Origin of the sequence: Microlunatus speluncae, assembly GCF_009299835.1 — a bacterium.
Lineage (GTDB): Bacteria > Actinomycetota > Actinomycetes > Propionibacteriales > Propionibacteriaceae > Microlunatus > Microlunatus speluncae.
In genome coordinates this window covers 268,109-284,502 of sequence record NZ_VKCZ01000004.1, presented here as the reverse complement: position 1 = coordinate 284,502, position 16,394 = coordinate 268,109, and the positions used below count along the sequence as shown (strand labels likewise).

14 protein-coding genes are annotated in these 16,394 nt (G+C 70.0%); 5 read left to right on the top strand and 9 right to left on the bottom strand.

What is annotated here, in order from left to right; genetic code table 11:
* Window positions 1-145 precede the first annotated feature (145 nt).
* From FNH24_RS07660 to FNH24_RS07650, 3 genes are read right to left on the bottom strand one after another with little or no spacing between them, the layout of a single operon-like run.
* Window positions 146-778 carry a response regulator gene (locus FNH24_RS07660; protein ID WP_152361553.1) on the bottom strand — a complete coding sequence of 211 codons (633 nt, stop codon included), beginning with the start codon at window positions 776-778 and terminating at the stop codon, window positions 146-148.
* Window positions 775-1,947, bottom strand: a complete 1,173-nt coding sequence (locus tag FNH24_RS07655) for a sensor histidine kinase (RefSeq protein WP_152361552.1) — start codon at window positions 1,945-1,947, stop codon at window positions 775-777. The genes FNH24_RS07660 and FNH24_RS07655 overlap by 4 nt, the downstream gene beginning before the upstream one ends.
* Before the next feature lie 58 nt (window positions 1,948-2,005).
* Window positions 2,006-2,857: a 2-phosphosulfolactate phosphatase gene (locus FNH24_RS07650; RefSeq protein WP_246186791.1), complete on the bottom strand. Its 852-nt coding sequence runs from the start codon at window positions 2,855-2,857 to the stop codon at window positions 2,006-2,008.
* 190 nt (window positions 2,858-3,047) lie between these two features.
* Between FNH24_RS07650 and FNH24_RS07645 the strand changes: the two genes are divergently transcribed.
* Window positions 3,048-3,941: an ABC transporter ATP-binding protein gene (locus FNH24_RS07645; RefSeq protein WP_152361551.1), complete on the top strand. Its 894-nt coding sequence runs from the start codon at window positions 3,048-3,050 to the stop codon at window positions 3,939-3,941.
* The gene (locus FNH24_RS07640) at window positions 3,938-4,723 is read left to right on the top strand and encodes a hypothetical protein (RefSeq protein WP_152361550.1); all 786 of its coding nucleotides are present in this window, start codon (window positions 3,938-3,940) and stop codon (window positions 4,721-4,723) included. Before FNH24_RS07645 ends, FNH24_RS07640 begins: the two co-directional genes overlap by 4 nt.
* Before the next feature lie 19 nt (window positions 4,724-4,742).
* Here the strand turns inward: FNH24_RS07640 and FNH24_RS07635 are convergent, their stop codons facing one another.
* From FNH24_RS07635 to FNH24_RS07625, 3 genes are all read right to left on the bottom strand, one after another.
* Window positions 4,743-5,114 (bottom strand): hypothetical protein, encoded by a 372-nt coding sequence (locus tag FNH24_RS07635; protein ID WP_152361549.1) that lies wholly within the window; start codon window positions 5,112-5,114, stop codon window positions 4,743-4,745.
* A gap of 47 nt (window positions 5,115-5,161) precedes the next feature.
* Entirely contained in the window at window positions 5,162-6,934 is a 1,773-nt protein-coding gene (locus tag FNH24_RS07630) for an alpha/beta fold hydrolase (RefSeq protein WP_246186790.1), read from the bottom strand.
* Between the two features lie 197 nt (window positions 6,935-7,131).
* The gene (locus FNH24_RS07625) at window positions 7,132-8,286 is read right to left on the bottom strand and encodes an acyl-CoA dehydrogenase family protein (RefSeq protein WP_246186789.1); all 1,155 of its coding nucleotides are present in this window, start codon (window positions 8,284-8,286) and stop codon (window positions 7,132-7,134) included.
* 88 nt (window positions 8,287-8,374) lie between these two features.
* On the opposite strand from FNH24_RS07625, the gene FNH24_RS07620 reads away from it, so the two are divergent.
* Entirely contained in the window at window positions 8,375-9,244 is an 870-nt protein-coding gene (locus FNH24_RS07620) for an alpha/beta fold hydrolase (protein ID WP_152361546.1), read from the top strand.
* 539 nt (window positions 9,245-9,783) lie between these two features.
* Here FNH24_RS07620 and FNH24_RS07615 read toward each other — a convergent pair.
* The gene (locus FNH24_RS07615; protein WP_152361545.1) at window positions 9,784-10,704 is read right to left on the bottom strand and encodes a type IV toxin-antitoxin system AbiEi family antitoxin domain-containing protein; all 921 of its coding nucleotides are present in this window, start codon (window positions 10,702-10,704) and stop codon (window positions 9,784-9,786) included.
* A 665-nt stretch (window positions 10,705-11,369) separates the two neighbouring features.
* Here FNH24_RS07615 and FNH24_RS07610 point away from each other — a divergent pair.
* Together FNH24_RS07610 and FNH24_RS07605 are read left to right on the top strand one after the other, a co-directional pair.
* Window positions 11,370-12,356 (top strand): helix-turn-helix transcriptional regulator, encoded by a 987-nt coding sequence (locus tag FNH24_RS07610; protein WP_152361544.1) that lies wholly within the window; start codon window positions 11,370-11,372, stop codon window positions 12,354-12,356.
* 139 nt (window positions 12,357-12,495) lie between these two features.
* Complete coding sequence (locus FNH24_RS07605) at window positions 12,496-14,424, top strand: alpha/beta fold hydrolase (protein WP_152361543.1); 1,929 nt, start codon at window positions 12,496-12,498, stop codon at window positions 14,422-14,424.
* 57 nt (window positions 14,425-14,481) lie between these two features.
* Here FNH24_RS07605 and FNH24_RS07600 read toward each other — a convergent pair whose 3' ends face one another.
* Both FNH24_RS07600 and aspS read right to left on the bottom strand, forming a co-directional pair.
* Window positions 14,482-14,943 (bottom strand): hypothetical protein, encoded by a 462-nt coding sequence (locus tag FNH24_RS07600; RefSeq protein WP_152361542.1) that lies wholly within the window; start codon window positions 14,941-14,943, stop codon window positions 14,482-14,484.
* A 149-nt stretch (window positions 14,944-15,092) separates the two neighbouring features.
* A complete protein-coding gene (aspS, locus tag FNH24_RS07595) occupies window positions 15,093-16,394 on the bottom strand; it encodes an aspartate--tRNA(Asn) ligase (RefSeq protein ID WP_281351018.1) in 1,302 nt (433 codons plus the stop codon).

Below are 16,394 nucleotides of genomic sequence, written 5' to 3'. Positions count from 1 at the left end.
ACTTAGGGCACGCTCCAGCGTCCCCTAAGTCTGACAAGTCGCAGTCCCATCTGGTTTGGGCCCGTCCTGGACTGAAAATAGAGCGGCGATCGCCTCTCCTGCCGCACCTGGCACAGTGGCATCTATTTCGGATTGGTCGGGGTGTTCAGAGGTGTTGGGCGAGGACGGCGAGTTGGGTGCGGTTGTCGCAGTCGAGCTTCGTCATCAGGCGGGAGACGTGGCCCTTGACGGTGCTCTCGGCCAGATAGAGGGTACGGGCGATGGCGGCGTTGGAGGCGCCCTCGCCGATCAGCCGGAGCACCTCGCGTTCCCGGTCGCCGAGCTCGGTCAGCCGGGGCGAGGCCGCCCGCCGCGGGGCGCTGGCCAGCGCGACGAGTCGGCGGGTCGCCTCGGGGGACAGCACGTCGGTGCCGGTCGCGGCGGCGCGGAGTGACTCGACGATCGCGGCCACCGGTGCGGTCTTGATCGTGTAGCCGCGGGCGCCGGCGGCCAGTCCGCCGAGCAGGGCCTCGTCGGTGTCCAGCGCGGTCATCAAGATCACGGCCGGGGCCGGGTCGAGCTTGATCAACTCGACGGTCGCGGCGATGCCGTCGACGCCGGGCATCCGGATGTCCATCAGCACCACGTCGGGCTGGGTCCGGATCGCCAGGTCGACCGCCTCGGCCCCGTCGGCGGCGACCCCGGCGACCTCGATCCCCTCGGCCTGAGCCAGGGCGTCGCCGAGATAGTCGCGGACGTACGGGTCGTCGTCGGCGATGATCACCGTGATCGTGGTCATGCCGTCGCCTCCGTCGCGCCGATCCAGGCCGGGGCCCGTTCGACGGTGACCGGCAGTTCCACCCGGACCGCGAATCCACCCCGGCCGTCGGGTTCGGCGGTCAGGCTACCGCCGAGCAGTCGGCAGCGACTGGCCAGGCCGCGCAGCCCGGCGCCGGAGCCGGACCGGTGCAGACCGGCGTCCGGTCCCTCGACGGCCGGTCCGTTGATCACCGACAGGCGGACCACCTCCCGGGCCCGGAGCTCGATCTCCACCGGCGCGCCGACGGCATGCTTGGCGGCGTTGGTCAGCGCCTCCCGGACGGCCCGGACCAGGCAACCGTGGACCGCTGAGTTGATCATGATCCGATCGTCGCCGGACGGCTCGGCCAGCTCGACCGCGCGGTCCAGCTCCCGTTCCGCGGCGACGATCTCGGCCAGTTCCGTGCGGAGATCGGACACCGGCCGGGCGCCCTGATCGGCGCCGGACGGCTCGACCGGCCGGGCCGCCGTCAGGTAGTCCCGCAGGGCGGTCAGGGTCTCGGTCGCGGTCCGTTCGATCTCACCCAGCCCGTCCCGCAGCGGCGGCTGGTCGGTGCCGCCCGCCAGCTGCCGCGACTTCAGCACCACCCGGGTGATCCGGTGGGTGATCAGGTCGTGCAGGTCGGCCAGCAACTGTTCCCGGTCGGCCGCGATCCTGGCCTGCTCCAGCGAGGCCAGCCGGTCCTTGCGTGCCTCGCGGAGCCGGATCACCAGGGCGATGCAGATGCCGGCGAGCACCGGCGAGACACTGCCCAGGACACTGATCGGGGTCACCCCGACGTTGCCGATGGTGACCGCGCACCAGCCCACCAGCGGCGCCAGACCCATGATCAACTCGAGCCGGCTGCGCGACTCGACGATCACCCGGCCGCTGACCAGCGAGGCGGCGACCGGGATCCAGATGATCAACTGGTGGTCGTACAGGAGATCCCAGCCGGTCGGTGCCCAGGACAGCACCATCGTCATGATCAGCACCGTCACCGCGCCGATCACCGGCCGCTGGAACGCGACGACGAGCACCCCGGTGAGCTGCACCAGCAGGCCGACCAGCACCGTCACCCGGTCCAGGTCCGGGAAGATCAAGATCGCCAGCACCGCGAAGGCGACCGTCAACCCGGCGAAGACGATGAGGTAGGTCCGCGGGATCACTCGTTCACAGTAGGGACCCCACCCAGCCGCCACAAGCGTACGAAAGTAGGTGCGCCGGTCAGGTCGCCGGTACGAACGCCTCGCCGTCCAGCACCGGGACCACCGTCGAGACCTCGTGTGCCGCGGCCACCGCGACGTCGGCCCCGAACCCGGCCGCGATCAACTCCCGCCCGCTCGCGCACCCGGACAACGCCGCCGGCAGCCGGTCCACGACGGCCCGGAAGGACTGCGCCGCCGCGTCGGCCTCCGGACTGAATCCGGTCAGCCCGGCCGCCGCACAGGCGGCCAGCACCGCCCCGGCGCCCCAGAGGTCCTCGGCCGCCGGCCGCAGCGACCCGTCCGGCCAGCGCTCCCCGGCCGCAACCACCGCCAGAGTGCCACCGGACGCCAGCCGCGGCGCCAGCCAGCCCGCCACCGCCGCCGCGTTGCGCAGGCACCCGCCGACCACCCGGGCCCCGGAACCCTGCAGCCCGTACGCGATCGTCGACCCGTTCGGCGACGGCAACACGATCCGCTCCACCCCCACGACCCGCCCCATCGCCGCCGGCGAAAGACTCACCCCCAACCCCCGCCGACCCGGCACATCCGCGGCCGATTCTGCGGCGTGTCGACGCGGATGTGACGACTCGGCCGGCTGGTCGGGGTCGGAGGCGGGGACGGCCAGGATCTCGAAGCGGCCGACGGCCAGCACGGCGTCCCGGGCCCGGGCGTAGTCGGCGGCTCCGTCGTCTCGCCACCGGTAGGGAAAGACGGTCATCCCGCGCTCGACGGCGACGGTCAGTGTGGTGGTGAACGACAACACGTCGACCACGACCGCGTAGGCCGCGTCGGCGCTGATCGCGGCCGCACCCGTGGGACCCCAATCGAACCGGACGAGGTGGTCTGCCTGCCGATGCGCGTCCTCGATCACCGGCCCAGTCTCGCGCGGCGGTCGGTCGGAGTGTCGCTGAATCTCTTCGCTGCAGCCATTGCCACGTCGCATCGGCCCCTACCCTCCTGAACCAAGAGGTCTCGCGACAACCACGACTCCGACGAACGGAACACCCCCTGGTCCGTTCGGGTCTGTGCCGGGCACCGCCGGCACCGGCACCGTGGAGTTCATGATCGAAGTCCACGAGTTGAGCAAGCGATACCGGGAGACCTGGGCCGTCCGCGACCTGTCCTTCACCGCCCCGTCCGGAGCGGTGACCGGCTTCCTCGGACCCAACGGCGCCGGCAAGTCGACCACCCTGCGGATGGTGCTCGGCCTGGCCGCGCCGACCCACGGCACGGCCACGATCGACGGGAAGCGGTTCGCCGACCTGGCCGCGCCGGCCCGGACGGTCGGCGCCCTGCTCGACGCGGGGACGTTGCCGGCCCACCTCACCGGTGCCCAGCACCTCACCTGGTTCGCCCACGCGGCCGGGCTGGACCGGCGCCGGATCACCGACGTGCTGGAACAGGTCGGTCTCGGCCGGCTCGGCGGCCGGCGGATCGGCGGCTACTCACTCGGCATGCGGCAGCGGCTCGGCCTGGCCTGTGCCCTGCTCGGCGATCCGGCCAACGTCGTCCTCGACGAACCGGTGAACGGGCTCGACCCGGCCGGAGTCCGCTGGCTGCGCGACCTGCTCGCCGGCCTCGCCGACGAAGGACGCACCGTGATCGTCTCCAGCCACCTGCTGTCCGAGGTGCAACTGCTCGCCGATCGGGTGGTGGTGATCGGACACGGTCGGCTGCTGGCCGACCAGACCTTGGCCGAACTGATCGGCTCCGGCTCGACGACCCGGGTCTCCTCCCCCGACAACGCCGGCCTGGCGGCGGCCCTGCGCCCGTTCGCGACCGCGGTGTCGGATCAGGCCGGTGCCCTCGAGGTGACCGGGCTCGACCCCGCCGAGATCGGCCGCATTGCACTCACCGAGGGCATCGCGCTGACCGAGCTGACCCGGGTCGGCGGCCTGGAGGACGCCTTCCTCTCACTGACCCACGACCACTCCCTGACCGAGGTGACCCGATGACAACGCTCCGCGGCACGCTCAGCGCCGAACTGATCAAGGTCCGGCATTCCCGGGTCCTCCGCGCCGTGCTGGTGATCTCGATCGGACTATCGGTCGGCATCACCGCCCTGCTGACCGCGTTCGGCGGCGGTGACGTGCTGGCCCAGCATCAGGCGGTCGAGGGTGGCGGCCGCTACGAGATCCTGTTCTTCGGCGCGTTCTTCGGCGTCTGGGCCTACGTCTTCTTCGCCGCCGGCTTCACCGCGTCCGAGTTCAAGGACGGCTTGATCAACTACACCTTCGCGGCCAGCGCGAAGCGGAGCCGGGTGCTGCTGGCCAAGGCGATCATCGTCGCCGCCGGCGGACTGATCATCGGCGTCGTCACCTCGGCGATCAACTTCGCCCTGACCCAGGGGGTGCTGGGGCTGACCGGCCATCCGGTGCTGACCCTCGCCGATCCCGGGCTGCTCCGCACCATGCTCGTCTTCATCCCCGCCCAGCTGGTGATCTGGGGGCTGCTGGGGCTGCTGCTCGGCGCGGCATTACGCAGCACTACGCCGACCGTGCTGATCTTGTTCCTGGGATCGCTGCTGCCGGTGGTGACCGCACAGTTCCTGCCGCCGGTCTGGGGCAACACGGTGCCACGCTGGATGCCCGGCGCGCTGATCGAGAGCCTCGCCGGGCTGTCCGTCCCCGGCTCGGCCGGCTACCTGCCGCTGCTGCCGGCCGTGATCGCGACGGTCGGCTGGGTGCTGATCTTCGCCCTGATCGGCCTGCGCTGGTACCGCAGCCGCGATATCTGACGCCTGCGGGTCACTCGGCTCAGCTGCCGGAGCCCGGGTAGCCCGGACCCTGTTGCGGCTGCTGGGGTTGCGGCTGGCCCTGGGCGGCGAAACCCTGCTGGCCGTACGGCTGCGGGACCGGCGCCGGCCGGGCCGGCGGACCGGCCGCCACCGCGGGCTTGCGTTCCGGCCGGACCGCGATGATCAAGCCGGACAGCACCACCACCTGGCCCAGGATTCGTAGCAGCTCATCCGAGTCCGCGCTCAGCATCATGAAGGCCAGGAACCCGGCGGCCAGGATGCAGAGCGCACCGGCGATCGAGCGCAGCACCCGGACGCCGGGCAGCAGATAGGCCACGAGTGCCAGCAGCACGGGAAGGCCGAAGATCACCAACTGGATGACGGGTGCCACGATCTCTGCTCCTAGCCTCGATCTTTCGTGAGCCGCACCCTATCGGCTCAGCGCGTCACCGCCATCGCTCCGGGACCGTTGAGCACCGAGATCCGCTTCCCGAGCAGCCGGGCCACGGTGTCGTCGACGATCTTCAGCAGCGAGCCGCCGCGGTCCTGGCCGTGGCCATGGCCGTCGAGATAGTCGTCCACCGGGCCGTCGGTCGGAAAGACCTTTTCCTCCAGCGGCAGCGGGACCGACGAGCAGATCGCGTTGTCGGTAGCCGAGTTGTTGATCAAGAAGTTGTTCACCACGCCGTCGACGCAGTAGTTGCCCTGGATCGCGTACTGACCATGGAACGGGCTGTCGTCGACCCGGACGACGTTGACCCCGGGCGCCTGGTCGACCGCGGCCATCGCCTGCTCGTACGCCGTCTGCGGATCGAACTCGCCCTGCACCAGCAGCACGTTGTCGCGCACCGACTCCGGCAGCGTCGGCAGCTCGTGCCGCGGCTCATCGGTCCACGGACCACAGACCTCCGACAGCCCGTAAGCCCAACCATAGTAGGGATAGCGCGGTCCCTGCTGATCACTCAACCGCTGATACCACTCGGTCGACTCGGTCGGTTGATCACCGCAGGCGACGGCGAACCGGGTCAGCGGCGCCTTCACGTAGTCCTCCTGCACCTCCGGCTGGCCGAGGTTCTTGCTGATCACCAGCTTCGCGGTCAGCTTCGACGCCGGGACGCCGAACCGCTCCTTCGACACGTGATCGAGCAGGGACCGGCCCTCCTTCGGCAGCGAGCCCAGCTCCGCCAGCGCGTCCTCGTCGATCAGCGAGCCGAGCACCAGCAGCGTGATCACCCAGCCGTCCTGACTGCCGTTGCCGACGAACAGGCTGTCGTAGCTGTCGCCGTCGATGCCGGCCTCGCCGGCGATCTCGCGACCCCGCTCGATCGCCGCCTTGGCCTCGGTGACGGTCTCGCCGAACACCTCCGGGATCAGCCTGTTCGCCCAGGGCAGGAAGACGTCGTCGATCTGCCGCTGTCCCATCCGCGGGAAGTCCTCGAAATCGGCCATCAGCCGGCCCTGCCAGTCCACACTGGAGTCCAGCACCATCCGGCCGGCCCGCTCCGGAAACATCGATGCATACTTCGCGCCCAGCCAGCTGCCGTACGAATAGCCGATGTAGTTCAGCTTCTCGGCACCGAAGAGCTGGCGCAGCAGGTCCATGTCGTGCGCGGTCTGCCAGGTCGTGATGTACGGAGTGATCGCCCGGCTCTGGCAGGCCTCGGCGATCGCCTGCGGCACCTGCTGATGTTCCTTGATCGACTTCGCCGATCGGTCCCGGGCATCCTGCGGCCCCTGCGGCAGCCGGGTGATCGGCACGTCGCAGGTGAGCATCTGGTCCGCCTCCTCGCCGAACGGGTCGAGCCGACCGGTGCCACGGGGGTCCATCCCGAGCAGGTCGTAACGGGCGTTCAGGTCGGGTTGCAGCTCGGCGATCATGGCCGGCAGGTCGGTGCCCTGCCCGCCCGGGCCGCCGGGGTTGGTCAGCACGATCCCCTGGCTGCCGTCCTCCCCGGTCGCCACCACCCGGCTCACCTGCACCTGCAGATCCACACCGGAGGCCGGCTCCGCCCAGTCCCGCGGCACCGTCAGCAGCGCGCACTCGGTCGGCACCGCCAGCTCGAAGCCGCAGTCACTCCAGGCGAGCTTCTGGTCGGCATACTTCGCCATCGCGGGATCCGTGGACTGATCGGGTGCGGTGTCGGCGATGGCCGGACCGGCCGCGGTCGCGATCATGGTGAGGGCCGCGATCGAGGCCAGGCCCGCAGTCACACCGGTCTTCCAGCGAGGCATATCTCTACTTCCGCTCGAGTTCAGGTCCCGACCGACCCTAACGGTCCTGCTCGCTGAGATTGATCAACCCGCCGGTGGACCTTGATCGAACTACGGTCGGATATCTGTGCCGGGACACGAAACCCTCGGGTTACCCTGCGGGCGTGACTGACTTCGAGCCGCCGTAACGGCCTTGGCTACTTGAGCAGGTGCCGGCCCATCACGATCCGCTGCACCTGGTTGGTGCCTTCGTAGATCTGGGTGATCTTGGCGTCGCGCATCATCCGCTCCACCGGATAGTCCTTGGTGTAGCCGTAGCCGCCGAGCAGTTGGACCGCATCGGTGGTGATCTCCATCGCCACGTCGGAGGCGAAACACTTCGCGGCCGCACCGAAGTAGGTCAGGTCGGCGTCACCCCGTTCCGACTTCGCCGCCGCCGCGTACGTCAGCTGGCGGGCCGCCTCCAACTTCATCCCCATGTCGGCGATCATGAACTGGATCCCCTGGAAGTCGGCGATTGCCTTGCCGAACTGGGTCCGCTCCTTGACGTAGCCGGCGGCGAAGTCGAGCGCCCCCTGAGCGATCCCGATCGCCTGGGCGGCGATGGTGACCCGGGTGTGATCAAGAGTGCGCATCGCCGTCGCGAACCCGGTGCCGGGCTCGCCGATCATCCGGCTCGCCGGGACCCGTACCTGATCAAGGTAGACCTCGCAGGTCGGCGAGCCCTTGATACCGAGCTTGCGCTCCGGCGCGCCGAAGGTGATTCCTTGATCAGATTTCTCGATCACGAAGGCGCTGATCCCGCGGCTGCGCGCGTCCGGGTCGGTGACCGCGAACACCGTGTAGTACTCCGAGACGCCGGCGTTGGTGATCCAACGCTTCACCCCGCTGAGCACGTAATGATCACCGTCGGCCTCCGCCCGGGTCTTCATCGACGCGGCGTCGGACCCGGCCTCGGGTTCAGACAGGCAGTAGGAGAACATCGCCGCGCCGGAGGCGACCGGCGGCAGGTAGGTCTGCTTCAGTTCATCGCTGCCGGCGAGCAGGATCGGCATCGTGCCGAGCTTGTTCACCGCCGGGATCAGCGACGACGACGCGCAGGCGCGCGCCACTTCCTCGATCACGATCGCCGTCGCCAGCGCATCGGCTCCGACGCCGTCGTAGGCCTCCGGCACGTGCGGGGCGTGGAAATCCGAGGCGCGCAACGCGTCGTACGCCGTCTGCGGGAAGCTCGCCGTCTCGTCGGCCTCGGCCGCGAACGGCGCCACCTTGGCGTCGCAGACCTCCCGGACCGCGGCGCGAAACGCCTCGTGCTCCTCGGTCGGCGTGTAGATCTCAGAGAAGTCGCTCACCCGGACACGGTACTCGGCACCGACCCGATGAGTTTTGGCGCGCGGACGAGTCGGTTGGTTCAGAATCGAAGCGGCGAAAGGAACCCCCATGTCCGAACCGAAGTCGTCCACCATCGAGGCGCCCGGCGCGACCCTGCACTACGACGTCCGGGAAGGTGACGGCCCCAGCGCTGCGCCGACCCTGCTGCTGATCGGCTCGCCGATGGACGCCGTCGGCTTCACCACGCTGGCCGGCCACTTCGGCGACCGCACCGTGATCACGTACGACCCGCGCAGCGCCGGCCGGAGCAAGCGCACCGACGACGCCACCCGGACCACCCCGCAGGAGCACGCCGACGACCTGCGCCGGTTGATCGACACGGTCGGCGGCGGTCCGGTCGACATCTTCGCCAGCAGCGGCGGCGCCGTGAACGCCCTCGTCCTCGCGGCCCGGCATCCGGAGCTGATCCGGACCCTGGTCGCGCACGAGCCGCCGGTGACCCAGGTGCTGCCCGACCGCACCGAGGCCCTGGCCGCCGTGACCGACATCCACGACACGTACCAGCAGAGCGGAATGGGCCCGGCGATGGCCAAGTTCATCCTGCTGGTCGGGCATCAGGGCCCGATCCCCGCCGACTTTCCGCAGTGGCCGGTCGACCCGGCCCAGTTCGGCCTGCCCACCGAGGATGACGGCAGCCGCGACGACGCCCTGCTCGGCCAGAACATGATCGACTGCAACTACCACGAGCACGACTTCGCCGCCCTCGCCTCCTCCCCGGCCCGGATCGTGATCGCCGTCGGCGAGACCACCGGCGCCGCTCTCCCCCGCCGCACCGGCGAGATCGTCGCCGACCGCATCGGCCAGCAGCCCACGATCTTCCCCGGCGACCACGGCGGTTTCATGGGCGGCGAATACGGCATGCCGCCCGGCGAACCCGACGCCTTCGCCGCCAAACTCCGCGAAGTCCTCACCCCCTAACCCCCAGCCGTCTAACCCCAGCCGTCCCACCCAGGCCCGCGCCGCGCCTTCGCCCCACTTCCTCGCCCTTCGCCTCACCTACAGCTGCCGCGAAGGACCAGTAGGTGGGGCGAAGCCGTGACGCGCGACCGCTACCCGGCGCGCCCCGATGCAGCCGCCCTCCGCCCACCACTACCCGCTCCGCCCCACGTCCTCGCCCTCCGCCCCACCTACAACAGGTGCGAAGCCACAGAAGGTGGGGCGAAGGCCCCGAAGTTGGGCGAAGCCGCTCGAAGCCCCGAAGGTGGGCGAAGCCGCTCGAAGCCCCGAAGGTGGGCGAAGCCGGGAGCCGAGGTCGCCGCTCCCTCGTAGCTGGCGCGCCCAGCGCTCATGCACCCGCGGCTGTCCGCGCCGACTCGCCATTCACCTCCGCCCCACGTCCTCGCCCTCCGCCCCAGCTGTAGCTGGCGCGAAGCCATGGAAGGTGAGGCGAAGTGGACACGAACGTCCAGAAGGTGAGGCGAAGCGGCGCAAAGTCCGGAGGAGCGGGGTCGGTGGGGTCATCCGGAGCGCCAGGTCCGGGCGGACCGGGCGAAGGCACGGGTGAGGCGATCGGCGAGTGCGTCGGGGCGGCGCAGGTCGTCCCAGACCCAGCGGACGACCTGCCAGCCGAGGTCGCGGATGGCGTCCTCGCGTTGTTTCTCCGCGAACAGCACGTCCGACACCGATTGCCCGGGCTTCAGCAGTCGGCCGTACTTGATCTTCCCGTCGAACTCGCCGACCGTGCGTTGGGCCGGCCAGCAGAAGTCCACACACGCGACCTCCTCGTCGCGCTCGTTCAACACCTCGAACTGAAGGACCGGTGGCGGCACCTCGAGGTCGACCATCACCACCCGGCTGACCGACTCACCGACACTTCGGCTCAGCGGATTCAGTAGGCCGACCGCGCGCCGGGCCGAGGCGATTCCCGGCCAGCCGGCGGACCGGTGCAGCACGTCCGACAGTGCCTCGGGCGCCAGCCCGCGGGACAGGGCGGCGTCGCCGATCGGCACCGAGCGGACCAGTCGGACAGCACGGCCGAGGTCGACCACGGTCCGGGCGAGGCTCGTCACGAGCAGTCCGTCGATCACCACGATGTCCGAGTCGTCGAGGGCTGCCGGATGGAGATGTACGTAATGCCGCACCTTTCCACCACCGGCGGCCGATCGGGTCAGGTGCACCCGGCTGATCTCATCCAGCCAGAGCGGCAATCCGTGCACGGCTGCGGCGGATTGGTGGCTCAGCACGGTCGTCGTACTGCATTGTGCGACGGTCGCCCGGATCAACCTCAGGTACTGACCCCGGTCATCCAGAGAGGCTTCCGGCCGGCCGTACGCCCCGCGCCGCACCCGGACCAGTTCTCCGCGCCGTGCCAACCGGGCGACCTCGTCGTAGCCGAAACCCCGAGCCACCAGTTCTCGCGTCAGTTCGATCTTCTTCATAGGCCCACCGCACATCCTCCACACCCGGCCCGCGCCGACTTCAAAAGATCTGTGGACAACCGAATTCGACCGGCGCTGCCTGTGGACGACCGACCCCGGTCGCGGACGCCCCCGCGACCGGGACACTCCCCAAGCCCGCTGAGCCGTCCTTCGCCCCCGCTAGTCGCGCTTCGCGCCCGCTACAGATGCCGCGAAGCACGAGTAACGGGGGCGAAGGACGCCGGGCCCAGGCCACGCGGCACGGCACTCGCGGAACACCACGGCGCGTAGAGGCCGGGCCGGACCGGGCAGTCAAGCCGGCCAAGCCGCCTTCGCCCCACCTCCTCGCCCTCCGCCCCCGCAACAGATGCCGCGAAGCACGAGCAACGGGGGCGAAGGCGATGCGACCGGAGGACGACCGATTCGGCGCTCGCGGGAAACCTGGATGCGGCGGCGGGGGACGGAATGCGCGGTGGCGTGCGCCGGCCCACGAGCCGCCAAGCCGCCTTCGCCCCACCTCCTCGCCCTTCGCCCCCACAACAGATGCCGCGAAGCACGCGCAAAGGGGGCAAAGACGAGGGCGGTGGCTTCAGCGAGGGCGGTGGATTCAGCGAGGGCGGCGAATCGGGGCTCGCGGGGGACCAGGGTGGGTGGTGGCGGAGAGCGGGGCGGGCGACACTGGCGGTATGGACGCTGCGGAGGGGATGGGCGGGAGTGCGCCGGGGGACGGCTACTCGGCTTCGACCGGGTTCCTGGCGCCGTTCGACGTGTCGCCGGCCGCGGAGCAGTTGTACGCCGACCTGCTGCGATCGGTCGACGGGCCGGCGCGCGGGAGCGGCTGGGAGCGGGCGGTGGCCGAGCTGACCCGGGTCGGGCTGGTCCGGCAGGAGGAGGGTCGGGTGGTGCCGGTCCCGGTCCGGCTCGCGGTGGAGCGCTGGGTGATCGAGCAGGAGGCCAGGATCGGCCAGGCGCGGCTGGCCGCGAGCCATTTCGCGTCGCTGCAGGGGCCCAGCTCAGGCGGGTTCCTCGAGGTGATCCGCGGGCTGGAGCAGGTCCGGGAGGCGGCGCATCAGGTGGAGACCGGGGCGGTCAAGGAGGTGCTCTGCTTCGACCGCGAGCCGTACTTCAGCCAGTCCAAAGGGGCGATCTCGACGGCTCAGGAGGCGGTCGCGGATCGCGGCGTGAAGTATCGCGTGGTCTATCAACAGTCGGTGCTGGAGGACCCGGCGATCATGGCCGCGGTGCGCTTCTCGATCAGCCTCGGCGAAGAGGCGCGGACGTTTCCCGACGTGCCGATCCGGATGATCATCGCCGATGATCAACAGGCGCTGCTGGTGCTGCCGTACAGCACGGCACCGGGGGACGACGAGCCGGCCGATGCCGACGCCGTCCTGGTCCATCCGTCGACGCTGCTCGACGCGCTGATCCGGCTGTTCGACTCGGTCTGGGGCCTCGCCGTGCCGATCTCCTCGCTGGACGACTCCGCCGGCACCGACGAGCACCAGCAGCTGCTGCAACTGCTGGCCACCGGCCTGACCGACGCCTCGATCGCCCGCGAGCTCGGCGTCAGCGAGCGTACGGTGCAGCGCCGGATCAACCGGCTGCATCAGTTGCTGGGCGCCAACACCCGCTTCCTGCTCGGCGTCCAGGCGGTCAAGCGCGGTTGGATCTGACCGGGCTCAGCCGGAGTCGGAAACCCGACATGGCCGGATCGCGCCACCGCCCAGATCTGTCGGCGGATCGCCGGAGTCTGATTCATTGACCCCACATGAATCTTCCGCCTGATCAGGCGTTGAATTCTCGGGAGGGTCAATGAAGCAATCCGTCTCAACCCCGTCTGCGGGCCCGGCCTCACGGCGCACACCGACCTGGCGTCGATGGGTCAGCCTGCTCCTGGCACCGGCACTCGCGCTGTCCTCGGCGGTGTATGCCGGTTCGCCCGCCGCGGCGGCGGCGAAGGTGCCCAACGTGGCGGCCCTGGCCGGCGAGCTGGCCAAGCAGAAGCTCACCTGGGAGACCTGTGACTTCGGCGATCCGGCGTTGAACGACCGGTTCAACGTCGCGAACGTCTCCTGCGCGACCGTCAAGGTGCCGCGGGACTGGCACGATCCGGCCAACGGCAAGACCTGGGACATCCGGATCTCGCAGGCCAAGAACATCGACACCAGCAACCCGCGCTACCAGGGCACGATGTTCGTCAACCCGGGCGGTCCGGGCGGCTCGGGTCTGGTCTGGGGTCCGGTGATGCAGGAGCGCACCCCGGACCTGAATCCGTACTACAACTACGTCGGGTTCGACCCGCGCGGCGTCGGGCAGAGCAGCCACGCGTCGTGTGAGTACGAGTGGGACGCCGCCTCCGCCGATCCGTACGCGGAGCTCAAGGCGGCCGGCCAGGCGTGCTCGGCCAACGCCGACGTGAAGACGATCAACACCGAGCAGACCACGTACGACATGGACTTCATCCGGCACCTGCTCAAGGCGCCGAAGCTCAGCTACGTCGGCTACTCCTACGGCACCTGGCTCGGCACCTGGTACGAGAACGTGTTCGGCGCCAAGTACGGCGGCCGATTCCTGCTCGACTCCTCGATCGATGCCACCCAGGCCACCCTGGAGTCGACCTGGAACCTGCAGCCGATCGCCCGCGACCGGCAGTTCAGCATGCACATGATCAACTGGATCGCCCGGCACGACGACGTGTACGGCCTGGGTGAGGACCCGTACAAGATCAAGGACCGCTACTTCGCCGCCACCGCGAAGCTGGATCCGTTCCTGGTGCTGCTGGTCTGGGTGCTCTTCGGCGGTTCGGGTGCGTTCGGCTACAACGCCGACTATCCGCTGGCCGGCGACGTCGTCCAGACCTTGATCGAACTGGGCGAGAGCGAGGACGCGACGGCGAAGGCCGACGCGAGCAACCCGGCGATCACCGCCGACGCGCTGCTGGCCAAGATCGCCGAGAAGTCCAAGGGTGCGCAGCGGAAGCTGGCCGAGCAGGCCCGGGCCGACGTCAAGCCGCTGACCAAGATCAGCACAAAGCAGGAGGCGCGGACCCGTGCCGCCCGCTCGGCCGAGACGCTGCAGACCGGAGTGCTGGAGGATCCGTTCGACATGATCCGCTGCAACGACGGCCAGTGGACCCAGGGCGCGGCCTACTGGGAGGCGCACAAGGTCAAGCAGGCCAAGAAGGCGCCGTTGAGCAACCAGTGGGGGCTGCTCGAGGTGCCGGTGTGCGCGTTCTGGCGGACCCAGAACCTGATGCCGGTCGCCAACGAGAAGACCTTCCCGGCGACGATCGTGTTGCAGGGTGAGATGGATTCGCAGACCGGGTGGGAAGGTGGCTACGCCGCCGGCACCAAGCTGCCGAACACCAGCTTCATCTCGATCGACAACGAGGGCTCGCACGGCCACTTCCCGTACGGCACCGAGCAGGTCGACCGGCCGATCATCAACTACTTCCTGAAGGGCAAGCTGCCAAAGGACATCACGGTCGGCCAGGCGCTGCCGTTGCCGGACGACGCGAAGACCTACCAGTCGTGGGCCAAGCTCAACGGCAAGGCCAAGCACACCGGCGGCACCGTCACCTCGCCCTGGGTGCCCGCGGTCGCCGACAAGCGGATCGCCGCCAGCGACGCGGGCGCCGACCTGCTCGCCGCCGACGCCGCCGGTCAGGTGCTGCGCCAGCAGGTGGAGCAGTTGTACGGCCAGGCCGGGGTCGAGGCGTTGCAGGACGCCGGGACCCTGTAGCTCGACCGAACCTGTCGGCCCGGCCCGGTGATCGTCTCGTCCGACGACGGACGGTGATCATCGAGCCGGGCCCTCCGGTGCCTCCCTCGGCCGGGTGAGACGGCCGACGAGCCAGGCCACCAGGCCCGAGAGGAGACCCACCACCAGGCCGGTGACCAGGCTGCTGATCACCGCGCCGCCGCGAAGCAGCAGTGCCGAGGCCGCCGGCGACGCGTCGGCGAACGCGCCGCCGAGCACCGGTGGCGAGTCGCCCCACGCCACATCCCACAACAGCTGGTGGCCGAGCGCGAGGAAGATCCCGTAGCAGCCGCCGATGATCACCAGGGTCAGCAGCGGCTTCGGCACCCGGGCCAGCACCGCCACCGCGACCCAGACGGCCGGCGGCGCGAAGACCAGCAGCAGGTTGACGAACGTGCCCTCGTGGATCAGGCCGAGGTCGTGCAGGACCACCCGGGGCACGGCGAGCAGAGCCAGCCCGATCAGGCCGACGAGCGGGATTCCGGTGTGCCGTTTGATCATGTGATCCACGCTAGGCACCCGACGGCTGCTGATCATCGGCCTGACGGAGTGACCCGACTACGTCCGGAAGCGACATCCGGCCCACGCGAGGTCGCCCACGGCCGACCCCGACCCCGGAACCGGGGCCGGGGTCGGCTCGGCGACTCGACTCAGGGCGTGAGCCGGTGCAGGTCGCGCGGGAAGAGGGTGACCTCGCGGACGTTGGCGGTGCCGGTCAGCTGGGCGACGAAGCGTTCCAGGCCGATCGCGAAGCCGCCGTGCGGCGGCATGCCGTAGCCGAAGGTGGCCAGATATTCCGCGTACGGTGCCGGGTCCTCGCCCCGGGCCGCGAGGGCCGCCTGGTAGTCCTCCAGCCGGTGCAGTCGCTGCCCGCCGGTGACCAGTTCGGTGCCGCGGAAGATCAGGTCGAACGAGTTCGTCCAGCGCTGATCATCCGGTTGCGGGTGGGTGTAGAACGGCCGCTTGACCGCCGGATAACCCTGCACCACCAGGAAGTCCGAGCCGTGCTCGGTCTTCGCCCACTCCCCCAGCCGGCGTTCGTGCTCCGGCGCCAGGTCCGGCTCGTCCTCGGCGGCACCGACCAGGCGCAGTGCATCGGCGAAGTGCAGCACCGGAAACTGCTCCGGCACGACCGGCAGGTCGATCCCCGAATCGACCGCTCCGGGCACGGCGCCCGCCGCGGCGATCATCCGGGAGATCACCTCGCGGAGCACCATGATCACGTCGTGATGATCATGGATGAAGCCGAGCTCGGCGTCCAGCGACGTGTACTGCGCCAGGTGCCGGACGGTGTCGTGCGGCTCGGCCCGGAACACCGGCCCGACCTCGTAGACCCGCTCGAAGACGCCGACCATGATCTGCTTGTAGAACTGCGGCGACTGGGCCAGATAGCCGGTCCGGCCGAAGTAGTCGACGGCGAACACGTTGGCGCCCGACTCGGTCGCGCCGGCCACCAGCTTCGGCGTCGCGATCTCGGTGAATCCTTGATCATCGAGGGCACCGCGGAAGCCGCGCACGGCGGCCGCGGCGAGCCGCCAGGTCAGTTGCCGGGACGGATGGCGCCAGGTCAGCGCCGCATGATCGAGCAGGGTCGGCAGACCGGTCTTCAGCTCCGGCCGCCAGAGCTCGAGCGGCGGCGGCCCGGCCGGCCGGCCGAGGATCTCGATCTCCGGGTCGACCAGCTCCACTCCTCCCGGCGCCTGCGGGTTGGCGACGGCGCGGCCGGTCGCTCTGATCACGGTTTCCTCGCCCAACTGCTCGGCTTGCTCGCGGTCCTCGGTGATCACCACCTGGATCAGGCCGGTCCGGTCCCGGATGATCACGAAGATCACCGAAGCCAGCTTGCGGCGCCGATGGACGAAGCCTTCGACGGTCACTGCTGTGGCGGGTTGCAAGTCACGGGCCAAGATCCGCTCGGGCGGCCTCAACTGGACTGGAGAATGCGCGGTCAC

Excerpts from the sequence above, each read along its gene's own strand:
- FNH24_RS07645 (WP_152361551.1), top strand. The coding sequence starts at position 3,048 with ATGATCGAAGTCCACGAGTTGAGCAAGCGATACCGGGAGACCTGGGCC.
- FNH24_RS07620 (WP_152361546.1), top strand. The coding sequence starts at position 8,375 with ATGTCCGAACCGAAGTCGTCCACCATCGAGGCGCCCGGCGCGACCCTG.
- FNH24_RS07610 (WP_152361544.1), top strand. The coding sequence starts at position 11,370 with ATGGACGCTGCGGAGGGGATGGGCGGGAGTGCGCCGGGGGACGGCTAC.
- FNH24_RS07600 (WP_152361542.1), bottom strand. The coding sequence starts at position 14,943 with ATGATCAAACGGCACACCGGAATCCCGCTCGTCGGCCTGATCGGGCTG.
- FNH24_RS07605 (WP_152361543.1), top strand. The coding sequence starts at position 12,496 with ATGAAGCAATCCGTCTCAACCCCGTCTGCGGGCCCGGCCTCACGGCGC.
- FNH24_RS07615 (WP_152361545.1), bottom strand. The coding sequence starts at position 10,704 with ATGAAGAAGATCGAACTGACGCGAGAACTGGTGGCTCGGGGTTTCGGC.
- FNH24_RS07640 (WP_152361550.1), top strand. The coding sequence starts at position 3,938 with ATGACAACGCTCCGCGGCACGCTCAGCGCCGAACTGATCAAGGTCCGG.
- FNH24_RS07660 (WP_152361553.1), bottom strand. The coding sequence starts at position 778 with ATGACCACGATCACGGTGATCATCGCCGACGACGACCCGTACGTCCGC.